Source organism: Streptomyces sp. NPDC028298 (assembly GCF_055565895.1).
In genome coordinates, this window is the sequence record NZ_JBVHTL010000002.1 from 458,842 (window position 1) to 473,582 (window position 14,741).

13 protein-coding genes and 1 riboswitch are annotated in these 14,741 nt (G+C 72.7%); of the genes, 4 read left to right on the top strand and 9 right to left on the bottom strand.

The window, feature by feature from the left end:
• Positions 1 to 209: 209 nt before the first annotated feature.
• On the bottom strand, positions 210 to 1,352 hold the full coding sequence (locus ACZ4TO_RS10600) for a glycosyltransferase family 4 protein (RefSeq protein ID WP_468023971.1): 1,143 nt from the start codon (positions 1,350 to 1,352) through the stop codon (positions 210 to 212).
• 180 nt (positions 1,353 to 1,532) lie between these two features.
• On the opposite strand from ACZ4TO_RS10600, the gene ACZ4TO_RS10605 reads away from it, so the two are divergent.
• Positions 1,533 to 2,738 (top strand): glycosyltransferase 87 family protein, encoded by a 1,206-nt coding sequence (locus ACZ4TO_RS10605; protein ID WP_468023972.1) that lies wholly within the window; start codon positions 1,533 to 1,535, stop codon positions 2,736 to 2,738.
• Here ACZ4TO_RS10605 and ACZ4TO_RS10610 read toward each other — a convergent pair.
• A complete protein-coding gene (locus tag ACZ4TO_RS10610; RefSeq protein WP_468024360.1) occupies positions 2,699 to 4,084 on the bottom strand; it encodes an MATE family efflux transporter in 1,386 nt (461 codons plus the stop codon). The two genes, ACZ4TO_RS10605 and ACZ4TO_RS10610, sit on opposite strands and share 40 nt — an antisense overlap.
• A gap of 78 nt (positions 4,085 to 4,162) precedes the next feature.
• On the opposite strand from ACZ4TO_RS10610, the gene ACZ4TO_RS10615 reads away from it, so the two are divergent.
• The gene (locus ACZ4TO_RS10615; protein WP_468023973.1) at positions 4,163 to 4,696 is read left to right on the top strand and encodes a PadR family transcriptional regulator; all 534 of its coding nucleotides are present in this window, start codon (positions 4,163 to 4,165) and stop codon (positions 4,694 to 4,696) included.
• 196 nt (positions 4,697 to 4,892) lie between these two features.
• Here the strand turns inward: ACZ4TO_RS10615 and ACZ4TO_RS10620 are convergent, their stop codons facing one another.
• The 5 genes from ACZ4TO_RS10620 to ACZ4TO_RS10640 all read right to left on the bottom strand — a co-directional run bounded on the left by ACZ4TO_RS10620 (position 4,893) and on the right by ACZ4TO_RS10640 (position 10,501).
• Positions 4,893 to 6,092 (bottom strand): hypothetical protein, encoded by a 1,200-nt coding sequence (locus ACZ4TO_RS10620; protein ID WP_385049559.1) that lies wholly within the window; start codon positions 6,090 to 6,092, stop codon positions 4,893 to 4,895.
• A 77-nt stretch (positions 6,093 to 6,169) separates the two neighbouring features.
• Positions 6,170 to 7,192: a C40 family peptidase gene (locus tag ACZ4TO_RS10625; RefSeq protein WP_382781057.1), complete on the bottom strand. Its 1,023-nt coding sequence runs from the start codon at positions 7,190 to 7,192 to the stop codon at positions 6,170 to 6,172.
• 241 nt (positions 7,193 to 7,433) lie between these two features.
• The gene (locus ACZ4TO_RS10630; protein ID WP_382781060.1) at positions 7,434 to 8,465 is read right to left on the bottom strand and encodes a C40 family peptidase; all 1,032 of its coding nucleotides are present in this window, start codon (positions 8,463 to 8,465) and stop codon (positions 7,434 to 7,436) included.
• 410 nt (positions 8,466 to 8,875) lie between these two features.
• Positions 8,876 to 10,225, bottom strand: coding sequence for an NYN domain-containing protein (locus ACZ4TO_RS10635; RefSeq protein ID WP_468023974.1), 1,350 nt, complete (start codon positions 10,223 to 10,225; stop codon positions 8,876 to 8,878).
• A gap of 36 nt (positions 10,226 to 10,261) precedes the next feature.
• Positions 10,262 to 10,501 (bottom strand): hypothetical protein, encoded by a 240-nt coding sequence (locus ACZ4TO_RS10640; protein ID WP_037624014.1) that lies wholly within the window; start codon positions 10,499 to 10,501, stop codon positions 10,262 to 10,264.
• Positions 10,502 to 10,653: 152 nt separating this feature from the next.
• Here ACZ4TO_RS10640 and ACZ4TO_RS10645 point away from each other — a divergent pair, with 152 nt between their 5' ends.
• Together ACZ4TO_RS10645 and ACZ4TO_RS10650 are read left to right on the top strand one after the other, a co-directional pair.
• Positions 10,654 to 11,412 (top strand): rhomboid family intramembrane serine protease, encoded by a 759-nt coding sequence (locus ACZ4TO_RS10645; protein ID WP_382781066.1) that lies wholly within the window; start codon positions 10,654 to 10,656, stop codon positions 11,410 to 11,412.
• Between the two features lie 42 nt (positions 11,413 to 11,454).
• Positions 11,455 to 11,736, top strand: a complete 282-nt coding sequence (locus ACZ4TO_RS10650; RefSeq protein ID WP_339128929.1) for an Lrp/AsnC family transcriptional regulator — start codon at positions 11,455 to 11,457, stop codon at positions 11,734 to 11,736.
• Between the two features lie 39 nt (positions 11,737 to 11,775).
• On the opposite strand, the gene ACZ4TO_RS10655 is transcribed toward ACZ4TO_RS10650, so the two are convergent.
• Positions 11,776 to 13,137 carry an aminotransferase class V-fold PLP-dependent enzyme gene (locus tag ACZ4TO_RS10655; RefSeq protein WP_468023975.1) on the bottom strand — a complete coding sequence of 454 codons (1,362 nt, stop codon included), beginning with the start codon at positions 13,135 to 13,137 and terminating at the stop codon, positions 11,776 to 11,778.
• 187 nt (positions 13,138 to 13,324) lie between these two features.
• Positions 13,325 to 13,441, bottom strand: a riboswitch (SAM riboswitch).
• Positions 13,442 to 13,525: 84 nt separating this feature from the next.
• Positions 13,526 to 14,590, bottom strand: coding sequence for an anthranilate phosphoribosyltransferase (trpD, locus tag ACZ4TO_RS10660; protein WP_468023976.1), 1,065 nt, complete (start codon positions 14,588 to 14,590; stop codon positions 13,526 to 13,528).
• Positions 14,591 to 14,741 lie beyond the last annotated feature (151 nt).

Sequence of the window (14,741 nt, forward strand, 5' to 3'; positions counted from 1 at the left end):
CGGCCAGGCCGGGGCGGCCCGCAGGCGCCCGCGGACAGCAAGCGGCACCCCCGTAAGCGCGGCGCAGCCGTCCCTGGCGGGCGCCCGCCAGGAGCGGGGCCCGTAGGACGTGCCCCGTCAGGGGCGCGGGGAACCGCGCGGCCGGCCCCCGGCGGCCCGCAGACGCCCGAGATCCGCAAGCGGCACCCCCGTAGGCGCACCCGGGGACGCTAGAGCAGCTCTCGCAGGTGTTCGGCCAGTAGGTCCCAGCGCCATTTCTCCTCGACCCAGGACCGGCCCCGTTCGCCCATGCGGCGGCGGAGTTCGGGGTCGCCGAGCAGGGTGACGACGCGGTCGGCGGCCTCCTCGGCGGAGCCGCCGCGGACGACCCAGCCCGTCTCGCCGTCGAGCACCGCGTCGGGCGCGCCCCCCGAGTCGCCGGCCACCACCGGAAGGCCCGTCGCCGACGCCTCCAGGTAGACGATGCCGAGCCCCTCGACGTCGAGTCCGCCCCGGCGCGTGCGGCACGGCATCGCGAACACGTCGCCGGCCCCGTAGTGCGCGGGCAGTTCCGACCAGGGCACCGCCCCGGTGAACCGGACCGAACCCGCGACCCCGGTCTCGTGCGCGAGTTTGCGCAGGTCCTTCTCGTACGGCCCGCCGCCGACGATCAGCAGCACCGCGTCCGGCTCCTTGGCCAGGATGCGCGGCATCGCGAGGATCAGGGTGTCCTGGCCCTTGCGCGGGACGAGGCGGGAGACGCAGACGACGACGGGCCGGTCGGTGAGGCCGAGCCGGGCCCGGACCTCGTCGCCGCCCGAACCGGGGTGGAAGGTCCGCTCGTCGACACCGGGCGGCAGCTGCACCATCCGCGCGGCCGCCTCAGGCGTCAGCGCGGAGGCGATCCGCGAGCGGGTGTACTCGCCGAGGTAGGTGATCGTGTCGGTGGACTCGCCGATCCGGCGCAGCAGCGTCCGGGCGGCGGGAAGCTGGGCCCAGCCGGCCTCGTGGCCGTGCGTGGTCGCCACGAGGCGGGTCGCGCCCGCTCTGCGCAGGGCCGGCGCCATCAGGCCGAGCGGTGCGGCGGCACCGAACCACACCGACGTGCAGCCGTGCTCCCGCAGCAGGCCGACGGCCCGCCGGGTGGCCCCCGGCGTCGGAAGCAGCATGGTCGTACGGTCCCGTACGACGGTGAAAGGCTGCTCGGCGTCGAACGCGGCGGTCGCCTCGGCGCCCTCGTGGCCGCGCTTCCAGGTCGAGGCGTAGACGACGAGCCGCTCGGGGTCCAGGCGCAGCGCCATGTTGTGCAGAAAGGCCTGGATGCCGCCGGGGCGGGGCGGGAAATCGTTCGTCACGATCAGGGTCTTGTGCATCGTGTTCGACACTATCGAACCTATACTCACAGCTCCGCGCGGCCGCGCTTGACGGCTCGTACACAGACCGGTGGGTCACCCTGGGTCCGCGATGAAGCGCGACGGTGGGACACACGGATTCCGGACGATGAGGGCCAGGTGGGCATGACCGGGGCACGGAGGACGAGGTTCCCCTTCGCCATGACCGCACTGCTGCTGATCTGGGGTCTGACCAGACTGGCGCTGCTGCTCTTCGTGGCCAAGGTGTACGTCTTCCCCGGCCCGGACGTCACCAGCGACGTCTCGGTGATCTACCACGGCTGGTACGAGGTCCTTCAGGACGGCCGGTTCCCGCTGCACGACGTCACCTGGCAGTATCCGCCGGCCGCCTCCCTCGCGATCCTCTCCCCCGCCCTGCTGCCGTTCCTCGACTACGCGCACGCCTTCTTCGTGCTGGCCTTCGTCGCCGACCTGGTGGTGTTCGGGCTGCTCCTGTTCGCCGGCTCGCGCCCGGGCAGGAGCGTCCGCGGCGCCTGGGTGTGGATGGTCGGGGTCCCGCTGCTCGGGCCGACCGTGTACGCCCGCTACGACGTGATGGTGACGGCCGTCGCGGTCGCCGCGCTGCTCGCCGGCTCCCGCCACCCGCGGCTGATGGGGGCGCTCACGGGGTTCGGCGCGATGGTGAAGGTCTGGCCGGTCCTGCTGCTGCTCGGCGCGGTGCGCGGGCGGGCCTGGGCCTGGGCCGCGGGGACGGCGACCGGGATCGCGGCGGTGTTCTTCGCGACGATGCCGGGCGCGTTCTCCTTCCTGACCTTCCAGCGCGACCGCGGCACCGAGGTGGAGTCGCTCGGCTCCCTCGTCTTCCACGTGGCCAGGCACCACGGCTGGAACGGGCGGGTGCTGCTCAACTACGGCTCGGTGGAGTTCGTCGGTCCCTACGTCGACGTGGTGAGCACCGCGGCGCTGGTCCTGACCGGGCTCGCCTTCGGCTGGCTCATCCTGTGGCGGCTGTGCGCCAAGCGGTTCCTGCCGCACACGCTCGCCGACGCGGCGTTCGTCGCCGTGCTGATGTTCACCACGACCAGCCGGGTCATCAGCCCGCAGTATCTGGTGTGGCTCGTCGGGATCGCCGCCGTCTGCCTGTGCTTCCGGGCCGGCCGGATGGCGCTGCCCGCCTTCCTGGTGCTCGTCGCGTGCTTCGTGACGGTGCTGGAGTTCCCGACCTGGTTCGGCGACGTCGTCGGCAGCACGGACCTCGGCATCACCCTCCTGGTGCTGCGCAACGGCCTGCTGGTGGCCGCCTCGGTGCTGGCCGCGCGGGAGCTGTGGCGTTCCACGGTCTCCCGGCCCGCGCCGGAGCTGCCCGCTCAGGCCGCCCGCGCCAAGGAGACCCTGGCCTCCCCCTGAGAGCCGGTCCGCGCGCTCCGCCGGGCCCACAGCCACAGGGCCGCGCACTGCACCGTCATGGACAGCGCGAGGGCCAGGCAGACGCCCGCGAGCCCCAGTCCGGACAGGGCGAGGGCGAGAGGGAGCTGGACCGCGGTGCCCGTCAGCGTCACCCGCAGCAGCACCGGCGCTCCCCCGCTGCCCTCGAAGACCCCGCCGAGGGCGATGAAGCAGGCCATCAGCAGCAGGTAGGGGCCGACACAGCGCAGGAACAGCACGCCGTCGTGGGCGACGGCGGGGCCGGCACCGAAGGCCCGCATGATCCAGGGGGCGAGGGCGGCGAGCAGGCCCGCGGCGAGGAGGCCGACGCTCCCCGAGACGAGGACGGCCTGGCGTCCGATGGCGCCCCGCTCGTCACGGCCCGCGCCCCGGCTGTGCGCGGTGTGGATCGAGGCGGCCTGGCGGACCGCGTAGAACGCCATGGTGGCGACGTACATGACCTTGTAGGCGATCGCGTAGGCCGCGACCGCCGTGGTGCCGAGCCGGGCCACGATCGCGACCAGGACCAGGGCGCCGCCCTGCCGCACGGTGAAGTCGGCGGACATGGGCAGTCCGGTGGTGAGGGTGCGGCGCAGGGCGGCGCCGGTGGCCTCGGCGGGCCGCGCGCCGGCCGCCTCGGCGAGCAGCGTGTCGCGCCGCAGGGCGCGCAGTCCGACGACGAGGGCCACCGAGCGGCACAGGACGGTCGAGAGGGCGGCGCCCCGGACGCCGTACGCGTGGATGAGCAACGGGTCGAGGCCGAGGATCAGGCCGTTGGCCAGCAGGGCGAGGCGCATCGGGGTGCGGGTGTCGCCGGCGCCCTTGAGGATGCCGTCGACGAGGTTCTGTGCGAAGAAGACGGCGATGCCCGGCAGGGAGATCGCGAAGTACTGGACGGCGAGGGTCAGCGCGCGCCCGTCGCCGCCGAGGACCAGCCGGGCCAGTGGTGCGCGCAGCAGGAAGCCGCCCAGGGCGATCACCGGCGTGACCGCGGCGCACAGCGCCCAGCCGCCGCGTACGGCCGCGCGGACCGCGCCCGGGTCGCCGGCGCCCCGGGCGTGCGCGACCAGGACGGTGGTGCCTGAGGCGAAGACCAGGGCGACGCCGAGCAGCACGTTCTCGGTGTTCGTCGCGACGGCGACGGCGGCCACGGCGGCGCCGCCGAGCCGGGAGACCCACACCGTGTTGATGATCCCGGCGGCGACGGAGGCGAGCAGCGAGAGGTAGACGGGGTGGGCGAGCGCCATGAGCTGCTTGCGATGGGCGTTCACAGAGACTCCCTCGATACGAGCTACCTCGTTTAGAGGTAGCTCGATAAGAGGTACCATTGCCTGGCTGAACCCCGCAACCACCCGGACACGCCGACCCCGCGGGCCGTCGGCGTCCACGAAGGAAGGGCCGGCCGGATGCTGGAGCTGTCGATCCTGGGCTTCCTGTACGAGGAGCCGCTGCACGGCTACGAGCTGAAGGAGCGCATCAAGGCGCTGACCGGACACGTCCGGCCGGTCAGCGACGGCGCCCTCTACCCGGCGATCACGCGCCTGGTCGACGGCGGCCTGCTCGACCAGCACACCGAGCCCGGCAGCGGCGCGGCCCCGCGGCGCATCCTGTCGCTCACCGAGAAGGGGCGCGCGGACCTCATGGAACGGCTGCGCCACCCCAAGCAGGCCGAGATCACCGACCAGGTCCGCTTCAACACCCTGCTCGCGTTCCTGCGCCACCTCGGCGACCCCCGCGAGCAGGCCGCGGTGCTGCGCCGCCGCCAAGAGTTCCTCCTGGCCCCGACGAGCTTCTTCTACGAGGGCGAGCGGCCGGTGCGCGCGGAGGAGGCGGGCGACCTGTTCCGGCAGGGCATGCTGCGGGTGGCGCGGGCGACCGGCGAGGCGGAGCGGACCTGGCTCGCGGAGGCCATCGACCGGCTGGAGGGCGAACAGGCCTGAGGGTCGGTGAACAGGGTCGGTGAGCAGGCCTGAAGGTCGGTGACCAGGTGAACAGGGTCGGTGAACAGGCCTGAAGGTCGGTGACCAGGTGAACAGGGTCGGTGAACAGGCCTGAGGGTCGGCCGAGTCGGCCTCCAGGGCTCGGGCGGGCCGGATCCCTGGCGCCAGGGCGCCGGGCGAAACGGCGCCCGGCATCTCAGCCCAGCTGGTCCCTGAGGTACTGGCGCCACAGCGCGGTGAACGACTCCGGTGTCGTGTGCAGCACCTCCCGCAGCGCGGCATCGACCGCCCCCGCCCGCTTCCCGTGGTCGCCCACCGCACGGTAGAAGTCGTTCAGCCGGACCTCGCCCCACCGGTCCGCGATCAGCCGGCAGGCCATCCAGCCGCCCTCGTACGCCCGCGCCAGCCGGCCCGCGTCCCCGCTGAACCCGAAGTCCCCGTCCCCGGGCAGCGCGGCCGGGACGTCCCCCTCGGCCACCGCGCGCTGCAGTTCCGGAGCGACCTGGCCCGCCGTCCGCCCGCTGCCGCGATAGCCGGCCCAGTCCGCGTACCCCTCGGACAGCCACAGCGGAGTGGCGGCCGTGGTGTGCGCGCGGGTGGCGACGTGCGTGGTCTCGTGGGTGAGCACGACCTGCTTGCCGAGGTCGCCGAGGACGCCGTACGCGTCCGGGTTGACGATGATCCGGTCCGCGGGCGCCTTCGCCGAGCCGCCCGCCTCACCGGTGGTGACCGCCGCGATCCCCCGGTACCCGGACGCCGGGGCCCCGAGCAGCCCCGCCATCCCCTCCAGCGACTTCGGTACGAGGACGACGACGTGCCGCGACCAGTCCGCGCCCCAGGCGTCCGAGACGGCCGGCACGGCACGGTCCGCGAGGCCCGCGAAGGTCCGCAGCCGCCCGTCGGACTGCCCGACCCCCAGGACGAGGCTGTGCCGGCCTCGTACGGCCGTCACGGTCCCCTCGTCCCACAACTGGTCGCCGCCCTTGCCGGCCGGCTCGTCGGAGGTGACGCGCCAGGTTCCGCCGGTTCGGGTGAGCCCGAGCGCGCGGTCCACCTTGACCGGCGCGGTGTCGTAGCCGTCGATGCCGTAGCGCAGTTCGGCACGGGCGGTGGCACGGTCGCCGGAGCGGTTCAGGTCGGCCAGCCGGTAGGACCAGGCCGAGAGCGGCACCTCACGCAGGCTCGCGAGCCCCTGTCCGGCCCCGGCCGCCGTGCCGGTGGCACGGAACGCCGCGTCGTCCCGGTCCAGGACCGCGGCCGCCCGCCGGTCCAGGACCCGCTGCACATCCGCCGCCGCGGTGTCCGGCGCGGCCCGGCCGCCGCAGCCGACGAGCCCGGCGAGCAGCAGCACGACGGAGAGCCACGCTCGCGACGCACCACACCTTCGACCGGCCATTCTCCCGATCGTACGGTGCCCGCGGCCGCCCGCCGGACCGCCCGCCGGGCCCGTGCGGAGCCGGGACGGCGCCCCCGTCAGACGCGCGTGACGGACGAGATCGGCATCATCCCGACCGGGTCGTAGCGCACCGGTGCGCCCGGGTAGGGCGCGTGGATCACCTGGCCGTTGCCCACGTACATGCCGACATGGCTGGCGTCGGACCGGTAGGTCACCAGGTCACCGGGCCGCGCCTGGGAGAGCGGGATCTGCCGTCCGGCGAACCGCTGGGCCTGCGAGGTGCGCGGCAGGCCGACCCCGGCGTGCGCGTAGGACCACTGCATGAGGCCCGAACAGTCGAAGCCGCCGGGCCCGTTGGCGCCCCACACGTAGGGCCGGCCGAGCGCCGAGCGGGCCGCCGCGACGGCGATGGCCGCGCGCGACGAGGAGGCGACGGAGCCGCCGAGTCCCGGCAGGTCGCCGCGGGTCGCGCGCGACGCCCGGTCGTAGGCGGCGCGGTCCGCGTAGGGGAGCGAGTTGAGCAGGTGCCGCGCCTTGGCCAGTTTGCCCTCGATGACCCGCTTGTTCCGGGCGACGGCCTTGCGGCTGCGTTCCAGCTCGGCCAGTTTCCCGTCGGCCTCGCGGCGTTCCTGGGCGAGGTCGCGCAACGCGAGCTGGAGGTTCTTGAGTTCGCCGGCCTGGCGGGTGCCGATCCGGTCGAGGGCGGAGGCCTGGTCGAGATAGTCGTCCGGGTCGGCGGAGAAGAGCAGCGCGAGGGACGGGTCGATGCCGCCCGAGCGGTACTGCGCCCCGGCGAGCGAACCCAGCGCGTCGCGCATGGTGTTGACGCGGTCCTGCTGCCGGGCGATCTGGTCCTGTGCCGTGCCGATCTGCTCGCGCAGCGCGTCGCCGCGCTCGTCGGCCTTGTTGTACGCCTCGGTGGCCTTCTCCGCCTGGGCGTAGAGGCGGTCCACCTCGGCCCGGGTCTCGTCGTGCGGCGCCGCCGAGGCGGGCAGGGTGCCGAGCGCGGCGGCCGCCGCGGACATCACGCAGGCGGCGGCACCGAAGGCGCCGGCGCCCCGGTGGAAGCCGGTCGGTGCAAGGCGGCGATGGAACCCCACGGGTGACCGCACTCCCTTCCGCTGACGGTCCCCCGCCGTCGGGGGATCGCGGCAGACAGTAACCGCGCGACCACACGTCGGCCAAAGACCCTCGCGGGCACGCACAGTGACGCCCCGCCGGAGACGCAGGTCACCGACGGGGCGTGGGGTCAGCGCGAGTTGTCGCAATTCGCCCGTTTGGGCGGTGTGGCGGGAGAGCGCTCGGGGCGGCCCGCACCGCGTGCGGGACCGCCCGTCCGGATCAGATCCGGACGCCGAACTGGAAGGGCATGTTGCCGATCGCCTCGTAGCGGACGACCGCGCCGGTGTGCGGGGCGTGCAGCACCTGGCCGTTGCCCGCGTAGAGGCCGACGTGGTGCTGGTCGCCGTAGAAGATGACCAGGTCGCCGACCTGGAGATCGCTCTGCGAGTAGATGCGGGTGCCCGCGTTGGCCTGGGCCTCCGAGGTGCGGGGTATCGTCACGCCGGCCTGGGCGTAGGCCCAGGAGGTGAGGCCCGAGCAGTCGAACGAGCTGGGGCCGGAGGCGCCGTAGACGTACGGGGAGCCGATCACGCTCTGGGCGGCGGCGAAGGCGGCGCCGGCACGGCCCGAGCCCTTGCTGTTGCCGAGGTCGACGCGCTGGCTGGCGCGGGTGGCCCGCTCCTGCTCCTGGGTGGCCAGCGCGGCCTTCTCCTGGGCGGTCAGCGTGTTGAGGAGCTTCTGCGCGGAGCCCAGCTTGCTCTGGACTTCCTTCTTCTTCTTGGCGAGCTCGGCCCGGGTGTCGGCGAGGTCCTTGAGCTTCGCGGAGGCCTCGGCACGCTGCTGGGCGAGCGAACGCTGCTTCTCCTGGACCTTCTTGAGCGACTCGACCTGCTGGGCGCTCAACTGGTCCATGGCCGAGGCCTTGTCCAGGAAGTCGTCCGGGTCGGAGGAGAGGAAGAGGGCCACGGAGGGGTCGATGCCGCCGGTGCGGTACTGGGCGCTGGCCATCGAACCGAGACCGTCACGCAGCTCGTTGAGCTCTTCCTGGCCACGGGCGACGTTGTCCTGGAGAGCGCTGATCTGCTTCTGCAGCTTCTGCTGCTTCTCCTTGGCGCCGTCGAGCTTCTCCGTGGCCTGCTCGGCCTCTTCGTAGAGCTTGTCGACCTTGGTCTTGACCTCGTCCTTGTTGGGCTTCTCGGACGGCGCCGCGTTGGCGGCGTTGGCGCTGAGGACAACAGCGGCAGCGGCGGCGGTGGTGAGCACGGTCACACGGGTGCGGCTCGGCTGCTTGGGTCGACGGTGGGACGCCACGAAGGCGAGCTCCTTCTTCCTCCAGCCGCCTGCCGAATACGCCGACGGGCGGTGCCCCTCCACCGTCACTCCCCATGAGTGATCACCCTAGTTGGAGGTTCGAGGCACGACCCTAGTGACCTACTTGTGATCAGTTCAAATCCAAACCTGAAAATTCTTTGTCACGGAGAGCATTCTTTGCCATCAACTCACCTGCAGTGATGTCCGCTTGACACTACGTCGTGTGAATGTCCGACGAATTCGGGCATCAGCCCTAGACGTTACGCATGGGACGTAGGGGACTCGCGCGACTTAGGGAACCGATCGCCGACCGCGCCGAACCGGACAGCATCCACCCCGAATTCGCCCCCAAAGCAGAGCGAAAGGGGCGAAAGAAGGAAAGAACGCTCAGGCGCGCGAGAAGCGCAGGGTCAGCCGCGCGAGAAGCGCTTGAGGAGTACCGCGGACGCCACCGGCCGGGCGCCCGCCTTGGCGATCCCGTCGGCCACCTCACGGTCGGTCGAGACGACGATGACCGGGCGGCCGGGCGGCTCGGCCCGCACGAGCTGACGGATCAGCTCGTCCGCCGTGACGCCGGGCTTGGAGAAGAGCACCCGCACCCCGCGTGGGGGCGCGAGCAGCACCGGCGCGGCTAGTTCGGCCCCGTCGAAGACACAGGTGACCTCGGCGCCGGTCTGCGCGGCGAGCTGCGAGAGCTGCCCGAGCAGCCGCAGCCGCTGCTTCTCCAGCGGCATCTGGGGATAACCGGTCTTGGTGACGTTGTAGCCGTCGACGACGAGGTGCGCCTGGGGCAGCGCGAGCAACTGGTCCAGGATCGCGGGGTCGTTCTCGGACAGCGCGCGGGCGGCGATGTCCTTCGGGGTCATCCGCCCCGGCTCGACCGCCTCGACCGTCTCCGCGGGCCGCACGGACACGGGAGGCAGCGCCAGTTCCCGGCGCAGCCCCTGGGCCGCCTCCAGGACCGTGTCGAGCAGCAGCCGCACCCGCATGTCCTCGACGCTGCGCCCCTCGCGGGCCGCCTTGCGGGTGGCCTCCAGGGCCGCCTCGGCCTCGGAGAGCCGTGCCTTGAGGCGCCGCGTCTCGCTCTCGGCCGCGGACACCTGCGCCTGGCTCTCCGCCTTCGCGCCGTCCGTCTCCGCCTGCAGCTTGCGCAGGGCCGCCTCACCGCGCTTGACGTCACTGAGGGCCCCGCGCAGCTTGCGGTGAAGCGATTCCGCTTCCTTGCGGGCCGACTCCAGTTCCGTACGCAGCCGTTCGGTCTCGGAGCGGGTCTGCCCGCGGGCCTCCGCGAGTTCCGCGCGCAGCCGGTCCAGTTCGGCGCGGCTCTCCTCGCCGGCGCGCTCGGCGTCGGCGCGCAGGGCCTCCTCGCCCGCGGCGGTCACGAGCTTCACCCAGCCGGTCGGGCGCACGACGTAGGCCGCGGCCGCCACGTCCAGCGGATCCGCGGCCGGGGGCGGCGCGCCCGAGTCGAGCGCGCCGACGAGCTCGGACTGGGTCTCTCTGAGCTTCTCGGCGATGCGCTGTCTGAACAGCGGGTCGGTCTCCAGCGCCGCCGCCATCGCGTTGCCGGCGAACTTGACGCGACGATTGGGTGCGAACCGGGCGTACTGTCTCAACTGCACGGGCAGTTCGGACACCGTCAGCCCGCCGAAGCCGTCGGAGACGATCTGCACGACCCGTCGGCGCACGCCGTCGGGCAGCGGACGGTCGAGCACCTCGGCGGTGCCGTCGTCCGGCTCCCCGCCTGTGGTCTCCACCATCCGATTCACCCCAATATCCGTGCGGGGCCCGCTCCGTCAGGAGCCGGCGCCCGGCCTGTCCACGAGTTCGACCTGATCCACCGCGTTGCACCAACGGCACCGCACCGACTCGATGGTCTCACTGACCACCTCGCGCTCCTCGACCTTCGGCTCACCGGCGAGGTCCAGGTGCACATACTCGACGACCTTCGACGAGCGGGTCACGTCGAAACGCGTGAGGTTGCCGCAGAGGGTGCAGCGCCAGCGGGTCTTGGCATCGGGCAGGGGAACCGTCATAGGGCAGTCGCTTTCCTTCTAGTGTCCGTCCGGCGCCGGTTTCCCGGGGCTTTGGCTCGTAACCCTACGGCCTGGCGGGTACTCGACGCTCGGGTGTCCACGGCGGCGAGGCGGTCTGTGTGCATCGGCGTGGTTACGTCATGCTCTGCACCATGATCGGCAATTGGAGTGCGACGGTCGGCAGGGCGCTGCGGGGCCGGTCCGCGCCGGTGACGTACGGACTGATCGTCCTGTGCTGTCTGATCTTCGTGATCGGCCCCGCCTCGGGTCTCGATCCCGCGTACGGCACGGGGGACGAGCTGCTGGTCGCGCAACGGGCGTACTTCCGCCGCTGGGGCGTGGTGCCGGCCGCCCTGTTCGACGGGGCCCCGGGCGAGGCGCTCACCCCCGCGACCGCCCTGTTCGTCCACGGAAGCTGGCTCCATCTCCTGGGCAACATGCTCTTCTTCTACGTGTTCGGGCTGATGACCGAGGAGCGCATGGGCCATCTGGAGTTCGCCCTGTTCTACCTGGGCTGCGGATACCTGGCCCTGCTCGGGTACGCCGCCGCCAACGCGACCTCGCAGCAGTCCCTGGTCGGGGCCTCCGGGGCGATCTCCGCGGTGCTCGGCGCGTTCCTCTACCTGTTCCCCAAGGCCCGGGTGACCAGTCTCTTCCCGTTCCTGTTCTTCCTGCCGCTGCGGTTCCCGGCCTGGGTGGTGCTGCCGTTCTGGTTCAGCCTCCAGTGGCTGGCGGCCGGGCGCAGCGGTTCGGGTGGTCCCGGGGTGGCCTACCTGGCCCACCTCGTGGGCTTCTCCCTGGGTTTCGTCTACGCCTGGGCGCGCTTCCGGCGGCGCCCGGCCGTCGTGCCCGCCCGGGGGGTCCTGCCGGGGCCCCCGGTGGAGCGGCCGGGTCCGGTGGACCGCGAGTAGGGTGAGATCCCCAGCAGCGGCCCCCTAGGGAGAGAACCAGCCGTGATCACCGCGATCGTCCTCATCAAGACCAGCGTGGACCGCATCCCCGAGATCGCCGAGTCGATCGCGTCGCTGGAGAGCGTCAGCGAGGTCTTCTCGGTCACCGGCACCTACGACCTGATCGCCATGGTCCGGGTCCATGCCCACGACGACCTGGCGGACGTCATCCCCGGCCGGATCAGCAAGATCCCGGGCGTCGAGGCGACGGACACGCACGTGGCGTTCCGTACGTACTCCCAGCACGACCTGGAGGCGGCGTTCGCGATCGGTCTCGACTCCTGACCGACGCGGCGCCGCCTCCGGGCGGATCCGGTGCGGGGGTCAGACCGCCGGGACGCAGCGGCCGTCCTCGGTGCGGTACCGCCAGCGCGCTCCGTCCCTGACGAGCTCGCGCACCGCGCGGACGAACCGCTCGACGTGCTCGTCGGGGGTGCCGGCCCCGAAGCTGACGCGGATGGCGTTGAGGGACTTCTCGCCGGGGGCCGCCTCGGGGGCTCCGCACTCCCCCGCGGTCTCCGGGTCGCTGCCGAGCAGGGTGCGCACGAGCGGGTGGGCGCAGAACAGTCCGTCGCGGACCCCGATGCCGTACTCGGCGGAGAGCGCGGCGGCGAAGTGCGAGCTGTTCCAGCCCTCGACGACGAAGGAGATGACGCCGACCCGCGGGGCGTCGTCACCGAAGAGGGAGAGCACGCGGACCTCGGGGACCTCGGCGAGGCCCTCGCGGACGGTGCGGATCAGGTGCCGCTCGCGGGCGAGCAGGTTGTCGAAGCCCTCGTCGGTGAGCGCCTTGCAGGCCGAGGCGATCGAGTAGGCGCCGATGACGTTCGGCGAGCCGGCCTCGTGGCGGGCGGCGCTGTCGTGCCACTCGACGTCCACGCCGCCGTCCGCGCGCCGGGTGACCTTGCGGCTGGCGCCGCCGCCCGCGAGGTAGGGGTCGGCCTCGGTCAGCCAGTCGGAGCGGCCCGCGAGGACGCCGGAGCCGAAGGGCGCGTACAGCTTGTGCCCGGAGAAGGCGACCCAGTCGACGTCGAGGTCCTGGACGGACACCGGGTGGTGCGGGGCGAGCTGGGCGGCGTCGAGGACGATGCGGGCGCCGTGGGCGTGCGCGGCGGCGGCCAGTTCCCGCACCGGCCACAGCTCGCCGGTGACGTTCGAGGCGCCGGTGACGCAGACGAGGGCCGGTCCGTAGGGGTCCCGGGCGGCGAGGGCGCGCTCCAGGGTGTCGACGGCCTCGGCGGGGGTGCGCGGGGCGTTCAGGTAGGTCACGCGGGCGTCGCGCCAGGGCAGCAGGGAGGCGTGGTGCTCGGTCTCGAAGACGAAGACCTGGCAGCCGGCCGGGAGGGCCGCGGCGAGCAGGTTGAGCGAGTCGGTGGTGGAGCGGGTGAAGACGACCTGGTCGCCGTCGCGGCAGTCGAGGAACTCCGCGACGGTCCTGCGGGCGTTCTCGAAGAGGTCGGTGGAGAGCTGCGAGAGGTAGCCGGCGCCCCGGTGGACGCTGCCGTAGTACGGCGCGTACGCGGCGACGTCGTCCCACACGCGCTGGAGGGCGGGCGCGCTGGCGGCGTAGTCGAGAGCCGCGTAGGTCACCTCGCCGCCGGTGACGAGGGGGACGGTGACATCCCGGCCCAGAACGGGCAGGGGGGCACAAACAGTCTGGTCGGCGGCAAGGGTGGAAGCAGACATGGCGAGCTCCTGTGAGAGGCAGGCGGAATCACCGCGCGAGCCGGCCGCCTCAGGGCGGCGCTCGGCGCGGGAGAAAGGTGAAAAGGGTGTGCGGAGGCGGGGCTCGGCGCCCTAACGCATTCGCTTGCTCACAGAAGGCTCCCTCGAACGACCAGGACCCCTGGTGGTCCGCCCGGAGAGCGGGAGGGGTCCGCGCTTGCCGTAGGCCTCGCTGCCTACGACCTGGTCTTCACCCGGGGCACCCCGCCACGGACGGAGGGTTGCCGGACAGCCGGCCGGGGCCTGATGGCTGTCACTCATGACCTGGTACAGCATCTTGCCAGAGGATCTTCCCCGCGCAAGACGCAGTCCACGATCCGGACTGCGTCCCGCGCGGGATCCCGGGTGTTCAGGCGTTGCTGGCGGCCACCCAGCGCTCCAGGGTGCGCTTGGCGGCGCCGGAGTCGATGGCCTCGGCCGCCCTGTCCATCTGGACGCGGAGCTGCCCGGCCAGCGGCCCGTCGGCCGGCGTCAGGGCCACCAGGGCCGCCGCCGAGTTCAGCAGGACCGCGTCCCGTACGGGCCCCTTCTCGCCGTCCAGGAGACGCCGGGCGACCTCCGCGTTGTACGAGGCGTCGGCGCCCCGCAGGGCCTCCACCGGGACGATGTCGAGCCCGACGTCGCGGGGGTCGAAGCGCTCCTCGGTGACCTTGCCGTCGCGGACGACCCAGACGTGCGAGCCCCCGGTGGTGGTCAGCTCGTCGAGGCCGTCGTCGCCGCGGAAGACGAGCGAGGAGTTGCCGCGCTCGGCGAACACGCCCGCCACGATGGGCGCCATCCGGGGATCGGCGACACCGACCGCCTGGGCCTTCACCCGGGCCGGGTTGGTCAGCGGTCCGAGCACGTTGAAGGTGGTCCGGATGCCCAACTGGCCGCGGGCCGCCGCCACATGACGCAGCGCCGGGTGGAACTTGACCGCGAAGCAGAAGGTGATCCCGGCCTCCTCGGCCACCTCGGCGACCCGCTTCACCGGCAGTTGGAGATTGACGCCGAGCTTCTCCAGGACGTCCGAGGAGCCGGACGCGGAGGACGCGGCCCGGTTGCCGTGCTTGACGACCTTGGCGCCGGTGCCGGCCACCACGATCGAGGACATCGTCGAGATGTTGACGGTCTTCGCGCCGTCGCCTCCCGTGCCGACGATGTCGACGGTGCGGCCGGGCACCTCGATCACATTGGCGTGCTCGTACATCGCCCGGACGAGTCCGGCGATCTCCTGGACGGTCTCGCCCTTGGCGCGCAGGGCCACCACGAACCCGGCGATCTGCGCGTCGGTCGCCTCGCCGCGCATGATGCGGTCCATCGCCCAGGCGGTGTCGTCCGCGCTCTGGTCGCGGCCTTCGAGCAGTCCGTTCAGTACCGCGGGCCAGGAACGGCCCGCCGCGGTGTCGCCTCCAGCGGGGTTCACAGCGCTCATGGTCGCTCCTGGGTTCGTGGGTCACGCGGTCGCGGGTGACACGGGTGACACGGTTCGTGGGTGACGCGGGGTGGATCGCCCCGCACCACCGGGTGAGACCACCCTATCCAGCCCGGAGGACGGCAAAGAGCCCCGTCCGTGTCATGGACGG

Excerpts from the sequence above, each read along its gene's own strand:
- ACZ4TO_RS10605 (WP_468023972.1), top strand. The coding sequence starts at position 1,533 with ATGACCGCACTGCTGCTGATCTGGGGTCTGACCAGACTGGCGCTGCTG.
- trpD (WP_468023976.1), bottom strand. The coding sequence starts at position 14,590 with ATGAGCGCTGTGAACCCCGCTGGAGGCGACACCGCGGCGGGCCGTTCC.
- ACZ4TO_RS10655 (WP_468023975.1), bottom strand. The coding sequence starts at position 13,137 with ATGTCTGCTTCCACCCTTGCCGCCGACCAGACTGTTTGTGCCCCCCTG.
- ACZ4TO_RS10635 (WP_468023974.1), bottom strand. The coding sequence starts at position 10,225 with ATGGTGGAGACCACAGGCGGGGAGCCGGACGACGGCACCGCCGAGGTG.
- ACZ4TO_RS10600 (WP_468023971.1), bottom strand. The coding sequence starts at position 1,352 with ATGCACAAGACCCTGATCGTGACGAACGATTTCCCGCCCCGCCCCGGC.
- ACZ4TO_RS10640 (WP_037624014.1), bottom strand. The coding sequence starts at position 10,501 with ATGACGGTTCCCCTGCCCGATGCCAAGACCCGCTGGCGCTGCACCCTC.
- ACZ4TO_RS10645 (WP_382781066.1), top strand. The coding sequence starts at position 10,654 with ATGATCGGCAATTGGAGTGCGACGGTCGGCAGGGCGCTGCGGGGCCGG.
- ACZ4TO_RS10615 (WP_468023973.1), top strand. The coding sequence starts at position 4,163 with ATGCTGGAGCTGTCGATCCTGGGCTTCCTGTACGAGGAGCCGCTGCAC.
- ACZ4TO_RS10620 (WP_385049559.1), bottom strand. The coding sequence starts at position 6,092 with ATGGCCGGTCGAAGGTGTGGTGCGTCGCGAGCGTGGCTCTCCGTCGTG.
- ACZ4TO_RS10610 (WP_468024360.1), bottom strand. The coding sequence starts at position 4,084 with ATGGTACCTCTTATCGAGCTACCTCTAAACGAGGTAGCTCGTATCGAG.